This is a genomic window from Massilia sp. YIM B02443 (genome assembly GCF_030411955.1).
Classification (GTDB): Bacteria; Pseudomonadota; Gammaproteobacteria; order Burkholderiales; family Burkholderiaceae_D; genus Telluria.
In genome coordinates, this window is the sequence record NZ_JASNRA010000028.1 from 12,304 (window position 1) to 29,576 (window position 17,273).

Below are 17,273 nucleotides of genomic sequence, written 5' to 3' on the forward strand. Positions count from 1 at the left end.
CGCCGCCGCCCGTCAGCACCTTGACCCGAACGACTCAGGCCGAGGCCAGCAACTCGTCGCGGCGCGCCGCCATTTCCTGGCCCAGGGCCTGCAGGTCGAGCTTGAGCTTGCGCACTTTCGGGAACATCTCTTCCTCTTCTTCCTCGACGTGGTGCTCGATCTGTTCGCCCAGCACCTTGACCTTGGCGTCGTACAGTTCGTCGCCCGGATCGGCTTCCTGCAGCTGGGCGATCAGGTCCTTGGCCGATGCGTGCTCGACCACGGCTTCGTCGACCATGTCTTCGGTTTCCTTCGAGGCTTCGCGCACCGCCGGATAGAAGATTTCCTCCTCGATCGCGGTGTGCATGATCAGCTGTTCGCAGATTTTCTCGACCAGCTTCTTCTTGCTGGTGGTGGCACGGTCGCTCATGTTCTCGAATTCGTCGAACATGTCGGCAACTTCCTTGTGCTGTTTGGTCAGCAGCACGATGGCGTCCTGCTCGGCGGCCTGGTCTTTGGTCTTGGTGTTTGGCATGGTAAAACCCCCGTATTTGTCTGTGAATGATGGCTCGCTGGCCACAAATCCAGCTTGCGCCGAAACTGCCGGGCAGACTGTTCGCGAGCGCACGTAGGACCAGCTCATGCGTGGCGGACAGGCCGGACACGGAGCGCGCGCCGTCTCCAAGTCAATTGTTGTATGATTTGGGAAACATTTAACAGAGCCTACGATGACCGAAACGGCCCATCCGCACCCCGACCCGGAGCTCGAACGCCTGGTCGCGGCCCGCACCGCCGAACTGACCGAGATGCTGGCATGGCAAGCCAACTGCTGGGACGACGAACGCCGCCAGCTGGCGCGCCAGCTGCACGACAGCCTCGGCTCGTCGATGACGGCGCTGACCATGCACCTGGCCCTGCTGAGCCAGCACATCCCGGCCGAAAACACCTCGATGCGCGACCGCAGCGCGCAGATGAAAAATCTGCTCAACGGCATCATCGAGACCAACCGCAAGATGCAGCTCGACCTGTGGAACGACAAGCTCGAGTTCCTCGGCATCAAGGCCGCGCTGGCCGAACTGGTGCCGGCCTTTGGCGCCGGGCACGGCCTGGCCGCCAACGCCAGCCTGCCGGAAGACGACAGCCCCTACACGCGCGAAGTGGGCGCCCTGCTGCTGCGCTGCGCCGAGGAAGGCCTGCGCAACGCCGCCGCCCACGCGCAGGCAAAGCGGGTGGACGTGATCCTGGACGACGACGGGGAGATGACCATGCTGACGGTGCGCGACGATGGCGTCGGGCCGGGCGCGGACGCGCTGGCGTCGGGGCCGAAGCGCTGCCACGGGCTGCGCCTGCTGCGTGAGCGCGCCCGCTTTTTGGGTGGGGATCTGGTGTTGAAGGCGGTGGACGGCGGCGGGGCCATGCTGCAGATGACCTTGCCGCGCGAGCAGATCGCTTAATTGCGACTGCAACAAGGCAGGCCGGCCATGTGACCGGCCAGGCATTGTTCAGTGCAGCTTGACCAGCGGGGTACTGCGCCGGATCAGGAAGCGCGCCACCGCCAGCAAGGCCGTGCGCATCGTCCCCATCACCGCCCGGTGATGCATCAGGTGCAGGCTGGTGTACATCACGCGCGCCACCGAGCCCTGCACGAACCAGCTGGCCCCGCGCAGCGAACCCATCAGGCTGCCGACGCTGGTGCTCTGCCCCACCGACACCAGCGAACCGTAGTCGCGGTACTCGTACGGCGTGTCCTGTTGCGGCCGGCCCTTGTCCATGCGCAGGAAGGCGGTGACCAGGTAGTCGGCCTGCTGGTGCGCAGCCTGGGCGCGCGGCGGCACCGGGGCGCCGTTGCCGTCGATGCAGGCGGCGCAGTCGCCCAGCGCGAACACATTGGCCACGCCTTTCACGCGCAGGTGGGCGTCGACCTCGACCTGGCCGCCGCGCGCGGTCGGCAGGCCGAGCGTGCCCAGCAGTTCAGGGGCGCGGATGCCGGCCGCCCACACGCACAGGTCGGCCGGATAGACGTTGCCCTTGGCGTCGACCACCTTGTCGGCCTCGATCGCGGTGACGCGGCAGTCGGCCACCACGCGGATGCCGCGCTTGTCCAGCAGCGCCTGGGCCGCGGCCGAGACACGCTCCGGCAGCGGCGCCAGAATGCGCGGCGCGCCTTCGAGGATCGCGATGCGCACGTCGCGCTTGACGTCCATGCGCGCAAAACCGTAGCGCGCGTAGGCGCCGGAGGCTTCGCGCAGCTCGGCCGCCAGCTCGACGCCGGTGGCGCCGCCGCCGATGATCACCACGTCCAGCCCGGTTTCCTTGCCCTCTTCGCGCTGCTGCTCGACCGCCAGCATCAGGCGCAGCATGCGCAGGCGGAAGCGCTCGGCGTCCTCGGTCGCATTCAGCGAAATCGAATGTTCCTGCGCGCCCGGCACGCCGAAATAGTTCGAGGTGCTGCCGACCGCCAGCACCAGCTTGCCGTAGCCGAGGCGGCGCTCGGGCAGCACTTCGTCATTGTCGGTGGCCGAACGGACGGCGCCGATGTCGACCGTCTGGTTGGCCGCGTCCAGCGCGGTCATCGGTCCCAACACGAAATTGAATCCGTTGTCGTGCGCCAGCATGGCGTACGACAAGCCTTCCTGGTGGATGTCCAGGGTGCCGGCCGCCACTTCATGCAGCGACGGCTTCCAGATATGGTAAAGGCGGCTGTCGACCAGCGTCACCTTGGATGGCCCCAGTTTGCGGCCCAGTTTGCAGGCCAGCTCCAAACCGCCAGCACCGCCACCCACGATCACGATATCGCTACGCAAGCTTGCCTCCCTCATCATGCCCGGCCCGGCAACCGCGCCGGAACATCAAGCAGGGACGGATTTTACTACGGCAAGTCCATTCGCGTTGCATGGTCATTACATGTTGCGGAACAAGCCCATGAACGGCTGGCTGACGGCCAGGGTTTCCGGGCGGTTGCGCAGCCGGATCACGCCCTTGCCGCTGTCGTCGCGCGTCACCGCCGCCACCGCGCGCAGGTTCACCACCGTCGAGCGGTGCACCTGCTTGAACATGGCCGGGTCGAGCACCGCGAGCAGCTCGCGCAAGGGCTTTCTCAGCAGCGCCTCGCCGTCCGCCGTCATCACCACCGTGTATTTGCTGTCGGACTGGAAGTAGGCGACGTCGTCGACCATGATCAGGCGCGTCTCTGCGCCGCGGCTGGCGGTCAGCCAGACCAGCGGCGCCGCCGGATGCGCGCCCGGGGCCGGCGGCGGCATTGCCGGGGCCAGACGGGCCAGCAGCGCCGCCAGTTGGGCCGCGTCGGGCGCCCCGCGTGCAAGGCGCTCGCGCACCCGGCCGATGGTCCCCAAGAGGCGCGCGCGCGCCACGGGTTTCAGCAGGTAGTCGACCGCGCCCCGTTCGAAAGCCTCGATCGCGTACTGATCGTAGGCGGTGACGAACACGATCTCGGTGCGCAGCCCCATCTCGACCACGCCGGTCGCCACTTCCAGCCCGCTCAGGCCGGGCATGCGGATGTCGAGCAGGGCCAGCTGCGGGCGATGGGCGGCGATCGCTTCCAGCGCGCTGCCGCCGTCCTCGCACACGGCCACGATCTCGAGTTCGGGCCATACGTCCTGCAGCTGGGCCACCAGGGCCTCGCGCAACAGCGGCTCGTCCTCGGCCACCACGCATTTCACCACGCTGTCAGCCATGCCGGTCTCCGCTTGCCAGTGCCGGCGCCGCGGCCGCGGCAGATGCAGGCGCTGACGCCACACCGAGCGCCAGCGGCACCGTGATGGTCGCCGCCACCCCGGTCGGGAAATTCGCCACGATCGAGAAGCCGGCCGCGGCGCCGTAGGCCAGGCGCAGGCGTTCGCGCACGTTGCGCAGGCCGATGCCAGTGCCGCCGCCCTGCGCCGTGAAGCCGCGGCCGTCGTCGGCCACCGTCACCGTCAGCGCGCTGTCCAGCGCGCGCGCCAGGATCCATACCGTGCCGCCACCCGGTTTCGGTTCCAGCCCGTGCTTGATCGCGTTCTCGACCAGGGTCTGCAGCATCATCGGCGGAAACGCATGACGCTTGAGTTCCTCCTGCACCTCGATCTGCAGCGCCAGGCGCGGCCCCATGCGGATCGCCAGGATGTCGAGATAGGCGCGCGAGCGCTCCAGCTCCTCGCCCAGGGTCGACGGCGCATCCTCGGTGCGCGGCAGCGAGTGGCGCAGGTACTGGATCAGGTTGCCCAGCATGGCGTCGGCGCGCGCCGGATCGCTGCGCGTGAGCAGCTGGGCGCTGGCCAGTGTGTTGTACAGGAAGTGCGGCTCGACCTGGGCGTGCAGCAGGTTCAACCGCGCAACGGTCAGTTCCTTCTCGGTGGCGCTTTCGCGCACCGCCGCCGCTTCCTGGCGCCGGCGCTCGGCGATACGGCGCGTGACGGCGCGCACCACCGCCTCGGCGTTCTCCAGGTTGGTGCCGTGGTCGACCAGGAACAGGTCGATCCAGGCCGGGCCCTCGGGCTCGCAGATCAGGGTCACGCTGCCGGCAGCGTCGCCGTTCGGCGTCACCGTGGCCAGGATCTGGTTGCGCCGCGTGGACAGGTGCTCCAGCGCCCAGGCATACGACGAGCGGCCGCCATATGGGTCGATGCCGTCGACCCGCGCCCGCACCTGCAGGCTGTCGCGCGCGCTGTCGACGATCTGCGCCCCCGGCAGTTCGCGGATCGCGGCGTCGATCATGTCGAACGCCTCGCCGGCCTCGAACGGAATCTCGATGCGGCGCCGCTGGCGGTTCGACAGCGCGGCGGCGCTCACCGTACCCGCCACCAGCCGCACCCGGCGGATGTGCGAGAACGCCACCGACAGCACCCAGGCGCCCAGCACAAAGCCGGCCAGCGCCGCGTAGCCGCCGATCGGCGCGTCGACATGGCGCAGCCCGGCCTCGCTGGCGAAGATGCACAGCACCAGAAAAATCGCCATCCAGGCCAGCAGCAGCCGGCCCAGGTGAAATATGCTCGAAATCATGTCACGTCCTTTGGTGTGGAAATGCGATCAGCCTAGCCACGCCGGTCCATCTCCGCCCCTATTATGCGACGAAGCCGGGGCTGGGCCGACGAAAGCGGCGGCCGTCGGCACGGATGGTTCGCGTCCGGGGTTGCGCCCCGCTGCCATCCGCGCGCCGCCGGCTGCGCGGGCGACGTAAGATCGGGCCTTCAACCGGAGGATCGCATCATGAACGCCACAAGACACCTGTCGCGCCTCGCAGCCGCCGCGCTCGCCGTGAGCTGCCTGATGCTGGGCGGTTGCCGCGAGCATAACGAGCCGGTCAAGCCGATCGCCGACCTGTCGGCTGCGCCTGCCGCTGCACCCATAGCGATCGCGCCGGCCGCCACCTGACGCAGGCGCCGACTGCAACGACCGCTTCGCAATGCCGGCCGCGGCAGGCTACACTACGGCCTCTCCATAGTTTTGCCGCAAGGTTTCCCAGTCCATGTCGCTGTCTCCACCGTCGCCCCAGCCCTCCGCCAATCCCTTTTCCGCCCTCGGCCTGAACGACCGGATCGTCCAGACCCTCGAGACACTCCAGTACCAGACCCCGACCGCGGTCCAGCAGCAGGCGATTCCGGCCGTGCTGGCCGGGCGCGACGTGATGGCCGCGGCCCAGACCGGCACCGGCAAGACCGCCGGCTTCACCCTGCCGATCCTGCAGCGGCTCAGCAAGAGCGGCACGGTCGGCGCCAACGCCGCGCGCGCCCTGATCCTGGTGCCGACGCGCGAACTGGCCGAGCAGGTGCACGACAGCGTGCGCGCCTATGCCGCCGGGCTGCCGCTGCGCAGCCTGGCGGCGTATGGCGGCGTCAGCATCAACCCGCAGATGATGGCGCTGCGCAAGGGCGTCGACGTACTGGTGGCGACGCCGGGGCGCCTGCTCGACCTGCACCGCCAGAACGCGGTGCGCTTCAACGAGGTCAAGACGCTGGTGCTGGACGAGGCCGACCGCATGCTCGATCTCGGCTTCGCGCGCGAACTGGACGGCCTGATCAAGGTACTGCCCAAGAAGCGCCAGACGCTGCTGTTCTCGGCCACCTTCTCGGACCAGATCCGCGCGCTGGCCAACCAGATGCTGCGCGATCCGGTGCGCATCGAAGCCACGCCGCGCAACACCACGGTGGCGGCGATCAGGCAGTGGCTGGTCCCGGTCGACAAGAAGCGCAAGCCGGAGCTGTTCGTCCACCTGCTCAAGAAGCACGACTGGACCCAGGTGCTGGCCTTTGCCCGCACCCGCAAGGGCGTCGACGAACTGGTCGATCTCCTGGCGGCCAAGCGCATCAGCGCCGACTCGATCCACGGCGACAAGCCGCAGCCGGCGCGCCTGCGCGCGCTGGAGCGCTTCCGCGCCGGCGAGGTGCGGGTGCTGGTGGCCACCGACGTCGCCGCGCGCGGCATCGACATCGACGACCTGCCGGCAGTGATCAACGTCGACCTGCCGATCGTGGCCGAGGACTACGTGCACCGCACCGGGCGTACGGGCCGCAAGGGCGCGTCGGGCGAGGCGGTGTCGCTGGTGTGCGCGGACGAGGTCGAGCAGCTGGCGGCGATCGAGGTGCTGACGCGGCAGACGCTGGAGCGGATCGAGGAGCCGGGCTTCGCGCCGGATCATCGGGTGCCGATGACCGATGCCAAGGGTCAGATCGTCAAGAAGCCGAAGAAGCCGAAGAAACCGAAGGGGGATGCGCCGGTGGTGAGCGAAGACGTGCGGTTCCGGCGCTGAGGCCTGCCGCAGCGCACTGAAAACGCGCGCTGACTACGTCATCGCTCCCCAGTACGACACGCGCGCGATCGCTGCTGTGCCCGCCCGTCATTGCTGCTATCGGCAGCGATGACGGGGCGCCGCGCCGACTTGCCGCGCCTTGTTGGTTAGTTACTTTTTTTGAGTAGCCAGCCCGGCCGTATTTGACCGCGCCGCCAACCGCCGATGCGTTAGCCGTGGTCCAGCGGCACACGGCGCCGCGCGATCGCCCTTTCGATCCACGCCCCGCTCGCATACAGCAGCAGGAACGCCGGCGTCATGAACAGCCCCCACGCATCCGGCCACGGGATATCGTGCAGCAGCCGATCCAGTCCCAGCACGTGCAGCAGCTCCAGCTGCGCCGCCACCGGCAATTGCAGGAACGCGAACTGCCCGTCATAACCGACCTCGCCCAGCGTCACGTAGGCGAGACAGGCGGCGATGAACAGGGCGTAGGGAGCGCAGAAGAACAGACCGAGACGGGACATCGACGACGGAAGCAGGTTTGGAAAGCGCGGACGAGGCACGGGCGAAAGCGGCTACGATACCATTTTTGCATTGTTCAAAATCCACCGAATGTCACAGCGGCGCAGCCCCGCGCCACGCCGCCGCTGAACCTAGCGCAGCGCCAGCCGCATCTCGCGCACGCCTTCCTCGCCGACCTTCACCTCGAACCCCAGCTTCCTGACCATGCCCACGATGCGCGCATTCTGCGGCAGCGCCTCACCCACGATCTCGCGCGTGCCGCGCGCGCGGCAATAGTCGATCAGTTTCTGCATCATGATCCTGCCCAGCCCCATGCCCTTCAGGTCGGAGCGCACCGTGACCGCGAACTCGGCGCTGATGTTGTCCGGGTCGGCCACCACCCGCCCCACCGCCAGCGTCTCGGCCACGCCCTCGGCATTCCTGCGGGTGGCGATGAAGGCCATCTCGCGGTCGTAGTCGATCTGGGTGAAGCGCGCCAGCTGCGACGGCTGCAGTTCGCGGATGCGCACGAACATGCGGTAGCGGATGTCGTCCGGCGTCAGCGCGGCGAAGAACGCCATGTGGGCCGGGCCGTCCTCGGGCCGGATCGGGCGCAACAGCAGCGGCGCGCCCTGCCACTCGATGGTCTGCTCCAGCTCGCGCGGATAGGGGCGGATCGCCAGCCGGTCGAGCGTGCTGCCCGAGCGGTCGGCCAGCGCCAGGCGCATGCGCGCATCGAGCACGGTGGCGCCTTGGGCGTCGGCCAGCAACGGGTTGATGTCGAGTTCCACGATCTCGGGGATGTCCGAGATCAGGCGCGACACCTGCACCAGCACCGCGGTGATCGCGTCCATGTTGGCGGGCGGACGGTTGCGGTAGCCGGCCAGCAGGCGCGCCACGCGGGTGCGCTCGACCAGCGCGCGCGCCAGCGTCAGGTTCAGGGGCGGCAGGCCGACCGAATGGTCGCCGGTGACTTCCACCGCCACCCCGCCCTGCCCGAACACCAGCACCGGCCCGAACACCGGATCGGTGGCGGCGCCGACGATCAGTTCGTGCGCATGGGCGCGCCGGCACATGGCCTGCACCGAGAAGCCGTCGAAGCGCGCCTGCGGGAACAGTTCGGCCAGCCGCCGGCGCATGCGTCCGGCGGCGGCGCGCACCGCTTCCTCGCTGTCCAGGTCGAGCGTCACGCCGCCAAAGTCGGACTTGTGCATCACGTCCGGCGTCAGGATCTTGACCGCCACCGGGAAGCCGATCGCGCGCGCCGCCGCCACCGCCGCATCGACGTCGGGCGCGGCGCGGGTCTCGACCAGGTCGAGGCCATACGCGCGCAGGATGGCCTTGGTCTCGGGATCGGACAGCAGCAGGCGTCCGGCGCGGATCGCCTCCTGCACCAGCGCGCGCGCGCCGGCGCGGTCGGGCGCCATGGCGCCGCTCATCGACGGCGGCACTTCCATCAACAGGTTCTGGTTGCGGCGGTAGTTCACCAGCTGCAGGAAGCCGGCCACGCCGTCTTCCGGCGTGCGGTAGGTCGGCAGGCGCGCGCCGGCGACGATCGCACGCGCCTCCTGCACCGAGGCCCCGCCCAGCCAGCACGACAGCAGCGGACGCGAGGCGCTGCCGGCCAGCGACGCCACGGCGTTGGCCACTTCGGAGCTATCGACATTCGCGGTGGGCGAATGCACCACCAGCATCGCGTCCACCTGCGGGTCCTTCAGCACCACCTCCAGCGCCGCGTGGTAGCGCTCGGGCGGCGAGCCGCCGTACAGGTTGACGGTGCCGACCGCGTTCCAGCCCGGCGCCAGCAGCGCGTCCAGGCGCGCGATCGATTCCTCGCCCAGCTGCGCCGGCTTGCCGCCGGCCAGCAACAGCGCGTCGCGCGCCAGCACGCCGGGGCCGGCGCCGTTGCTGACGATGGCCAGCCGTTCGCCGTGCAGCGGACGCGCGTAGGCGAGCGTCTCGACCGCCGCGAACAGGTCTTCGGTGGTGGCCACGCGCAGCATGCCGGCGCGCCGGATGGCGGCGTCGAACACGTCGTCCTGGCTGGCCAGCGCCCCGCTTTCGCTGGCCACCGCGCGCACCGCATCTAGCTCGCGCTGGGCCTTCAGCACCAGCACCGGCTTGCTGCGCGCCGCCGCGCGCGCCGCCGACATGAACTTGCGCGCGTAGCGCAGCTGCTCGACGTACAGCAGGATGGCGCCGGTGTGGCCGTCGCTGGCCAGGTAGTCCAGCACGTCGCCCAGGTCGACGTCGCTCGAGTCGCCCAGCGAAATGAAGTGCGAGAAGCCGATGCCGCGCGTGCGCGCCCAGTCCAGCACCCCGGTCATCAGCGAGCCCGATTGCGACACGAAGGCGATCCGCCCGGGCAGCGCGCCGGCATGCGCCACGCTGGCGTTCAGGCCCAGGCCGGGGGCCAGCAGGCCGGCGCTGTTCGGGCCGAGCAGGCGCAATAGATAAGGATGGGCCGCGTCCAGCGCCGCCTGGCGCAGGCTGCGGCCACGCGCGTCGCGGGCGCGCGCCATGCTGGACGTGAGCACGATCGCGGCGCGCGTGCCGCGCTCGCCCAGCTGGCGCACGATCTGCGGCACGGTCGCGGGCGGGGTGCAGATCACGGCCAGGTCGGGCGCTTCGGGCAGGTCGGCCACGCTGGCGTAACAATCGAGGTCGCCCAGGCGCTCATGGCGCGGATTGACCGCGTACAGCTTGCCCTTGAAGCCGCCCTGCAGCAGGTTGTCGAGCAGCGTGGTGCCGAGGCTGTCCGGGCGGTCGGAGGCGCCGACCAGGGCCACCGAGCGCGGGGCGAACAGGCGTTGCAGGTTACGGACGCTCATGATGTCGTCACGCGGGCAGCCGGGTCGGACGTTGAGCGGACGGCGTCATGCATGGAGCGACCTTTCGACGGAAGATGGGCGGATACCTCAAGCATAGCGCCGCCGGCGGCCATGGTGCGCACAAGAGCGGCTGGTGTCGCCTGCGTCGCTCAATCGCCCCGGCTCATGCAGGCTGCGCCTGCTCGACGCGGCGTGCCGGCAAGGCGCGCAGCTCCGGCGAGCAGGCCAGCATCTCGCGCATCAGGGCGTCGCTCAGACTGCGCGCATGGCGCGCCGCCGCGGCCGCATCGAGCGCGGCACCGCGCACGCAGGCGCGCAGCAGCTGCGCCTCGGCCAGGTCGCGCACGGCGATGGTCGCCACGACGTCGTTCCGGGTGCCGGGCGGCACGGCAAAGAACCGCAGCCGGAACTGGCGGTCGAGCAGCATGCTGCCGTTCAGGAAGCGGTCGATCCCGACGTCGAACAGCACCTGCGCGATCACTTCGGCGGCGCGCCCTGCGACCTCTTCCTGGTTCTTCCTGCGGCGTGGCGCGAACAGGCGCGAGAACAAAAGCATCGTATCCACTTGTCTTTAAGCTAACGCGGCATGCTAGCAGCGTCGGCGCATCCTCGCAATGGCGAACGGCGGCCGATTGCCGCGGTGTTGTGCCGGCGCCATGCTAGAATCGGCGCGTGAAGAATCTCGTCCGTTCCCTGCTCGTGTGGCTGATGCTGCTGGCGCTCCCGTTCCAGGGAATCGCGTCGGCCGCCATGCTGTCGTGCGCGCACGGGACGATGCAGGCTGCGGCGCCGGCCATGCCCGCGATGCAGCATGATGCCGTCGCCGCTGAAGGACATTGCCATTCGGACGAGACGCAGGCCGCGACCGCCGCCCCCCATCACGACCCCGACACGCATGACCATGATGGCCGCTGCAGCGCCTGCGCCGACTGCTGCGTCGGCGCCCTGCTGGCGCCCGCGCCGGCGCTGCTCGCCACGCCGCCGGATACCCCGGCCCTCACTCATCACGCCGCCGCCGGCCACCTGGCCGCGGTCGACCTCGCCCTACCCGAACGACCTCCCCGCTTCCCGCTCGCCTGATTCGCCCGGCAGCCGCCTGCTGTTGCAGCGCGGCGTCCCTGCAATTCATCCGAACGAGGAATCATGTTCACGCAATTCAACTTGCGCGGCGCCGTCGCCGCCGCTGTCGCCTGCGCACTCGCGCTGCCGTTGCATGCGCAGCAGCGCAGCGTCGACGACCCGCAGGCCGCCGTGCCTGCGACCCGCTACCAGCCGGCCTGGACGCAACCTGCGTCACAGACCGATACTGTCACGCCCGACCGCAACTGGCAGGCGCTGAACCGCACCGTGGCCGGCAACGCCGCGTCCGATCCGCACGCCGGCCATGCACACCATGGCCATCATGCCGCGTCCGCGAAAAAACCAGAGCAAGAACAAAAGACGCCGCCCGACCCGCATGCGCACCACCACGGGGAGCATCGGTGATGAATGCCTTCCCCCTGTTGCACCGCCCGCTGGCCGCAGCCGCTGCCTTGCTGCTGGCCGGTTGCGCGGGCGTCGCGCCGCACGACACCTTCAAGACCAGCGCCGACCTGGCGCGCACCGGCGCGGGCGCCGAGGCGCGCCTGGCCTATACCGACGACGAGCGCCGCGCACTGGCGGCCGAAGTCGAAGCGATGCTGAAAACGCCGCTCGACATCGACGCCGCCGTGCGCCTGGCCCTGCTCAACCACCCCGGCCTGCAGGCCACCTACCACGAGGCCGGCATCGCCCAGGCCGACCTGGTGCAGGCCACGCGCCTGCGCAATCCCTCGTTCGGCTTTGCGCGCATGGCGGGCGACGGCGAGCGCGAGATCGAGCGCGGCGTCGGCGTCGACCTGGCCGGCCTGCTGACCATGCCGCTGCGCCAGCGCATGGCCGCGCGCCGGCACGAGGAAGCCACGCTGCGCATCGCCGCCGCCATCGAGCGCCACGCGCACGACACGCGCCGCGCCTGGATCGAGGCGGTGGCCGCGCGCCAGGCGCTGGACTATGCGCGCCAGGTCGCGGCCGCGGCCGACGCATCGAGCGCACTGACCACGCGCATGCGCCAGGCCGGCAATGCCAGCGCGCTCGACCTGGCACGCGAACAGGCCTTCCATGCGGAAGCCGGCGCCGCCGTGCTGCGCGCCGGGCGCGAGCTGGACAGCGCGCGCGAACGGCTGACGCGTCAGCTCGGCCTGTGGGGCGCGCAGGCCGGCTACGCGCTGCCGGAACGTTTGCCCGACCTGCCCGCCCAGCCGTCCGAAGGGGCTGACATCGAACGCCTGGCGCTCGAACGGCGCCTGGACGTACGCACGGCGCGCGCGGCCGCCGCCGGCACCGCGTCCGACCTCGGCCTGACGCGTACCACGCGCCTGGTCAACGTGTTCGATCTCGGCTACGCCAGCAAGAGCGAGACCGGTAAAGCGCGCAGCGAAGGCTACGACGTGGCGCTCGAACTGCCGCTGTTCGACTGGGGCGGCGCCCGCGTGGCGCGCGCCGAGAGCCTGTACCTGCAGGCGCTCGGCCACGTCGCGCAAACGGCGGTCGACGCGCGCAGCCAGGCGCGCGCCGCCTATCTCGGCTACCGCGCCAGCTACGACGTGGCGCGCCACTACCGCGAGCACGTGCTCCCGCTGCGCAAGAAGATCGCCGACGAGACGCTGCTGCGCTACAACGGCATGCTGGCCAGCCCGTTCGAGCTGCTGCTCGATGCGCGCGAACAGGCCGCCGCCGTGCACGCCGCGATCCAGGCCCAGCGCGACTTCTGGCTGGCCGACACCGAGCTGCGCGCCGCCCTGGGCGGGCCGCTGCCGGCGCCCGCCGCCTCTGAACACGATCAGCATCACCACCATTCCACGCACGACCAGAAGGAGCCGACCCCATGACCAACCGCAGATCGTTCCTGACCGGGGCCGGCGCCACCATGCTCGGCGCCTCGCTGGTCAGCAAGGCCGGCGCCGCCGCGCTGCCGGAAGCGCCAGTCCACACCTCGAGCGCCACCGCCGCGCCGCTGGCGCCCACGGGCGGCCGCCCCTACAACCCGGTGGTCACGCTCAACGGCTGGACCCTGCCCTGGCGCATGAAGGACGGCGTCAAGGAATTCCATCTCGTGGCCGAACCCGTGGTGCGCGAACTCGCGCCCGGCATGCAGGCCAACCTGTGGGGCTACAACGGCCAGAGCCCGGGCCCGACCATCGAGGTGGTCGAGGGCGACCGGGTGCGCATTTTTGTGACCAACAAGCTGCCCGAGCACACCAGCGTGCACTGGCACGGCCAGCTGCTGCCGTGCGGGATGGACGGCGTCACCGGCCTGACCCAGCCAGGTATCCAGCCCGGCAAGACCTTCGTCTACGAATTCGTGGCGCGCCACGCCGGCACCTTCATGTACCACCCGCACGCCGACGAGATGCAGCAGATGGCGATGGGGATGATGGGGTTCTGGGTGACCCACCCCAGGGATCCGCGCCAGCATGCTGTTGCTCGAGATTATGTCATGCTGCTGCAGTCCTACGACATCGACCCGGGCAGCTACACGCCGCGCACCAACACCATGCTCGACTTCAACCTGTGGGCCATCAACAGCCGCGTGTTCCCGGGGCTCGATCCGATGGTGGCGCGCTTGAACGAGAAGGTCCGCATCCGGGTCGGCAACCTGACCATGACCAACCACCCGATCCACCTGCACGGCCACCGCTTCGAGGTCGCCGGCACCGACGGCGGCTGGGTGCCGAAGTCGGCGCGCTGGCCCGAAGTCACCACCGACGTCGCCGTGGGCCAGATGCGCGCCATCGAGTTCGTCGCCGACGCGCCGGGCGACTGGGCCTTCCATTGCCACAAATCGCACCACACCATGAACGCGATGGGGCACGAGGTGCCCAACCTGATCGGGGTCGACCACCGTGGCGTGGCGGAGAGAATCAACCGCCTGGTGCCGGGCTATATGGTGATGGGCGACAAAGGCGGCTCGATGGGCGACATGAAGATGGCGCTGCCGGAAAACACGCTGCCGATGATGAGCGGCGACGGACCGTTCGGCAATCTGGAAATGGGCGGCATGTTCACCGTGCTGAAGGTGCGCGAAGACCTGGCGCGCGGCGATTATCGCGATCCCGGCTGGTACCGGCATCCGGCGGGAACCGTGGCGCGCGAGTGGACCGGGGACGTGCCGCAGACGCATGCTGCCCCGAACGCCCCGGCGAAACAGGCCGGCGACGCCGTGAAGGTGCGCAAGCCGGGGGCAAGCGCCGGCGGCCACGAACACTAGTCCGCCGGCCCGTCCACCAGCTGGCGCAGCAAGGCGATCAGCTGCTGCGGCGCCACCGGCTTGGTCAGGTGCTCGTCGAACCCCGCCGCCAGCGACGCCGCGCGGTCTTCCTGGCGCCCGCGCCCGGTGACCGCGACCATATAAGGCCGCGGTGCCTTGCGCGCCAGGATCGCCGCCACTTCCAGCCCGTCCATCCCGGGCATGCCCAGGTCGAGCAGCGCGATCCTGGCCGGCTGCTGGTTGTACAGCCGCAGCGCCTGCGCGCCGTCGTGCGCCACCGTCACCGAGGCGCCTTCGGCGCGCAGCAGCCAGGCCAGCGATTCGGCCGCATCGACATTGTCGTCGGCGACCAGGATATGCTGCCCCAGCGCGGCCGCGCCGGCCTGCGCCGCCTCGCCCGGGTCGGGCGCTTCCGGCGCCGCCCCCAGCGGCAGGCGCACGGTAAACAGCGCGCCCTGCCCGGCGCCGGCGCTGGCCGCCGCGATCGACCCGCCGTGCAGCTCGACCAGTCCCTTGGCCAGCGACAGCCCGATCCCCAGCCCGCCCTGCGCCATGTGGCTGGCGCTGCTCACCTGCACGAAGGGATCGAACACGCGCTCGATCATGGCCGGATCGAGCCCGACGCCGTTGTCGCGCACCGTCACGCACGCGCGGCCGTCGTCCAGCCGCAGGCCGATCTCGATGATGCCGCCGGGCGGCGTGTACTTGGCCGCGTTGTTGATCAGGTTGGCCAGCACCTGGGTCAGGCGCAGCGGATCGGCGTCGACCCACAGCGGTTCGCCATGCAGGTCGAGCGCCACCTGGTGGCGGCCGGCCTCGATCAGCGGCATGCTGGTCTGCAGCGTGTCGCGGATCAGGCGTCCCAGCTCGACCCGCGTGCGGCGCAGCGTGATCTTGCCGCGCCCGATGCGCGACACGTCCAGCAGATCGTCCAGCAGGCGCGCCATCTGCGCCGCCTGGCGCGCGACCATGGACCCGATCCATTCGATCCGTTCCGGCGCCAGGCTGCTGCCGCGCAGGAGCGAGGCGGCGTTGGCGATCGGCGCCAGCGGGTTGCGCAATTCGTGCGCCAGGGTGGCGATATACACGTCCTTGCGGCGGTCGGCGTCGCGCAAGCCTTCCATCGCCTGCACCCGCTCGGTCACGTCGAGCACCAGCGAGAACACGGTCAGGATCTCGCCGCGCTCGTCGTACAGCATCGAGTTGTACCATTCGCAGCACAGCGAGCGGCCGTCGCGCGTGCGGTTGCGGTTGCTCGACTTGGCGTAGCGCGTGCCCGATTCGACCAGGCGCGCGATCATCTGCGCGATCTGGGTCGCGTCCTCGTCGTCGATGATCGGCAGCCGGTCCACGCGCCGGCCCAGCACCTCGGCGGCGCGCCAGCCGAACAGCTCTTCGGCGCGCCGGTTCCACAGCGTCACCTGGAAGTCGCGGTCCCATTCGATCACCGCCAGCGGCGTGTTCTCGATCAGGTAGCGGGTCTGGTCGAGCGCGCGCGCCAGCGCCGCCGCGGCCTCGGTGCGTTCGGTGATGTCGTCCAGCACCACCACCGCCGCCGCCAGTTCGGCGGCACCGCCGCGCAGCGGCTCGCCGCTGACCGCATACACGCGCCGGGTAGCGTCGAACGCGCTTTCCAGCAGCGCATCGCGAAAGCCCTCGCCTTTCACCACCCGCGCCACCGGTTCGCCGATCAGTTCCAGCATCGCCGCCACACCGCCTGCACCCCCGCCCGCGCCTGCAACATCGGGACCGCTGCCGTTGCCGGCATGGCTGAAACGCTCGGCCATGCGCGCCGCCTCGTCGTTGGCCATCACGCAGCGCCCGGCATGGTCGACGATCAGCACCCCGCCCGGCAACTGGCGCAGCACGGTGCCGAGCAGGCTTTGCCAGTGCGCGCGGGCGCGCGTCTCGACCATCTCCTGGAAAGTGGCGTGCAGCCGCACGTGCAGGCCGATGTTGTCGACCGCCAGCACGCCCAGCACGCACAGCGAGGCCGCCAGGCCGTACAGGGCGCCGGCATGGAAGCCCAGGTCGTCGCGCGCCGCATTGAGCACGCACGACAGCGCGGCTTCACCGGCCCAGGCGGACAGCGCCACCGCCAGCCACAGGTCGAGCGCGCTGCGCGGGCGCTTGCGCACCACCGTCAGCAGCGCCCATAAGGTGAGCACCAGCAGCGCGCCGCCGATCCAGCGGTAGGCCGGCAGCGTGCGCGTGCCGTGCAGCAGCGGCGGCAACGCGTCGACGCTTGAGACCAGCGCCAGCACCAGCAGCGCCACGCCGAGCAGCGCCAGCAGCGCGCCGCCGCGCATGAAGTAGTCGGGCGGGCGCACGTCGCGCCGTGCGTAGCCGAGCGCGAACAGGGGCAACAGGGCGTGCCAGGCCAGGTACAGCCACGGCATCAGTTGCAGGTTGGCGCCGCCCGGTCCGTCGTCGATGAACAGCCCGGCCAGCATGTGGGCGCTGGCCACCAGGGCCGTGGTGAAGTAGCCCAGCGCCAGGATGCCAAGCGCGCGCGATTCGCCGGCGTGTACGTGGCCCAGCAGCAGGATCGCGATCAGGAGGTTGGCGGCAATCAGCGACGACTGCACCACCAGCAAAAATGGCGGCGCGCTCGGCAGGTCGGGCAGCGGCACCGCGGCCAGCGGCGCCACCAGCGCGAACGGCAGCGCCAGGCACACCAGTGCCCCGGCCACGCCGCGCGACAGGGCGCCGCTGGGCGGATGCCGCACCAGGCCGGACGGTTGTGCGGCCTGGTCTGATGAAACGCCTGCTGCTGAAACACCCTTTGGCATGCGGTTTCCCCGTGAGGTCCGGCTCGATGATCGGGAGCTGCTGGTGGGACGACTTATGACGCTGGCACGAGGCGACTGCAGGTGACGTTGTCTCTTCTACAAAATATAGCTCAGTTGTACATACCGTGGGGAATTTTTGTTGCCAAAACGCCTCT

The 17,273-nt window shown here is 70.0% G+C and carries 15 protein-coding genes; 7 read left to right on the forward strand and 8 right to left on the reverse strand.

The window, feature by feature from the left end:
* Nucleotides 1–34 precede the first annotated feature (34 nt).
* Nucleotides 35–514, reverse strand: a complete 480-nt coding sequence (locus tag QPK27_RS21695; RefSeq protein ID WP_290420262.1) for a hemerythrin domain-containing protein — start codon at nucleotides 512–514, stop codon at nucleotides 35–37.
* 193 nt (nucleotides 515–707) lie between these two features.
* On the opposite strand from QPK27_RS21695, the gene QPK27_RS21700 reads away from it, so the two are divergent.
* Nucleotides 708–1,433, forward strand: coding sequence for a sensor histidine kinase (locus QPK27_RS21700; RefSeq protein WP_290420263.1), 726 nt, complete (start codon nucleotides 708–710; stop codon nucleotides 1,431–1,433).
* Nucleotides 1,434–1,481: 48 nt separating this feature from the next.
* On the opposite strand, the gene QPK27_RS21705 is transcribed toward QPK27_RS21700, so the two are convergent.
* The 3 genes from QPK27_RS21705 to QPK27_RS21715 all read right to left on the reverse strand — a co-directional run bounded on the left by QPK27_RS21705 (nucleotide 1,482) and on the right by QPK27_RS21715 (nucleotide 4,977).
* Nucleotides 1,482–2,783, reverse strand: a complete 1,302-nt coding sequence (locus QPK27_RS21705; protein WP_290420264.1) for an NAD(P)/FAD-dependent oxidoreductase — start codon at nucleotides 2,781–2,783, stop codon at nucleotides 1,482–1,484.
* Between the two features lie 96 nt (nucleotides 2,784–2,879).
* Complete coding sequence (locus QPK27_RS21710; protein WP_290420265.1) at nucleotides 2,880–3,674, reverse strand: LytTR family DNA-binding domain-containing protein; 795 nt, start codon at nucleotides 3,672–3,674, stop codon at nucleotides 2,880–2,882.
* On the reverse strand, nucleotides 3,667–4,977 hold the full coding sequence (locus QPK27_RS21715) for a histidine kinase (protein WP_290420266.1): 1,311 nt from the start codon (nucleotides 4,975–4,977) through the stop codon (nucleotides 3,667–3,669). The genes QPK27_RS21710 and QPK27_RS21715 overlap by 8 nt, the downstream gene beginning before the upstream one ends.
* Before the next feature lie 207 nt (nucleotides 4,978–5,184).
* On the opposite strand from QPK27_RS21715, the gene QPK27_RS21720 reads away from it, so the two are divergent.
* Entirely contained in the window at nucleotides 5,185–5,349 is a 165-nt protein-coding gene (locus tag QPK27_RS21720; protein ID WP_290420267.1) for a hypothetical protein, read from the forward strand.
* A 94-nt stretch (nucleotides 5,350–5,443) separates the two neighbouring features.
* Complete coding sequence (locus QPK27_RS21725) at nucleotides 5,444–6,724, forward strand: DEAD/DEAH box helicase (protein WP_290420268.1); 1,281 nt, start codon at nucleotides 5,444–5,446, stop codon at nucleotides 6,722–6,724.
* A 209-nt stretch (nucleotides 6,725–6,933) separates the two neighbouring features.
* Here QPK27_RS21725 and QPK27_RS21730 read toward each other — a convergent pair whose 3' ends face one another.
* The 3 genes from QPK27_RS21730 to QPK27_RS21740 form a co-directional block, all read right to left on the reverse strand.
* Complete coding sequence (locus tag QPK27_RS21730; protein WP_290420269.1) at nucleotides 6,934–7,230, reverse strand: hypothetical protein; 297 nt, start codon at nucleotides 7,228–7,230, stop codon at nucleotides 6,934–6,936.
* 129 nt (nucleotides 7,231–7,359) lie between these two features.
* Nucleotides 7,360–10,038: a bifunctional acetate--CoA ligase family protein/GNAT family N-acetyltransferase gene (locus QPK27_RS21735; protein ID WP_290420270.1), complete on the reverse strand. Its 2,679-nt coding sequence runs from the start codon at nucleotides 10,036–10,038 to the stop codon at nucleotides 7,360–7,362.
* 163 nt (nucleotides 10,039–10,201) lie between these two features.
* Complete coding sequence (locus QPK27_RS21740) at nucleotides 10,202–10,594, reverse strand: hypothetical protein (protein ID WP_290420271.1); 393 nt, start codon at nucleotides 10,592–10,594, stop codon at nucleotides 10,202–10,204.
* A gap of 116 nt (nucleotides 10,595–10,710) precedes the next feature.
* Between QPK27_RS21740 and QPK27_RS21745 the strand changes: the two genes are divergently transcribed.
* The 4 genes from QPK27_RS21745 (at nucleotide 10,711) to QPK27_RS21760 (ending at nucleotide 14,326) form a co-directional block, all read left to right on the forward strand.
* Nucleotides 10,711–11,118: a hypothetical protein gene (locus QPK27_RS21745; RefSeq protein ID WP_290420272.1), complete on the forward strand. Its 408-nt coding sequence runs from the start codon at nucleotides 10,711–10,713 to the stop codon at nucleotides 11,116–11,118.
* A gap of 63 nt (nucleotides 11,119–11,181) precedes the next feature.
* Nucleotides 11,182–11,523 carry a hypothetical protein gene (locus tag QPK27_RS21750; protein ID WP_290420273.1) on the forward strand — a complete coding sequence of 114 codons (342 nt, stop codon included), beginning with the start codon at nucleotides 11,182–11,184 and terminating at the stop codon, nucleotides 11,521–11,523.
* Nucleotides 11,523–12,947, forward strand: a complete 1,425-nt coding sequence (locus QPK27_RS21755) for a TolC family protein (RefSeq protein WP_290420274.1) — start codon at nucleotides 11,523–11,525, stop codon at nucleotides 12,945–12,947. The genes QPK27_RS21750 and QPK27_RS21755 overlap by 1 nt, the downstream gene beginning before the upstream one ends.
* Nucleotides 12,944–14,326, forward strand: a complete 1,383-nt coding sequence (locus QPK27_RS21760) for a multicopper oxidase family protein (protein ID WP_290420275.1) — start codon at nucleotides 12,944–12,946, stop codon at nucleotides 14,324–14,326. Before QPK27_RS21755 ends, QPK27_RS21760 begins: the two co-directional genes overlap by 4 nt.
* Here QPK27_RS21760 and QPK27_RS21765 read toward each other — a convergent pair.
* Nucleotides 14,323–17,118 (reverse strand): ATP-binding protein, encoded by a 2,796-nt coding sequence (locus QPK27_RS21765; RefSeq protein WP_290420276.1) that lies wholly within the window; start codon nucleotides 17,116–17,118, stop codon nucleotides 14,323–14,325. The two genes, QPK27_RS21760 and QPK27_RS21765, sit on opposite strands and share 4 nt — an antisense overlap.
* Nucleotides 17,119–17,273: the final 155 nt, after the last annotated feature.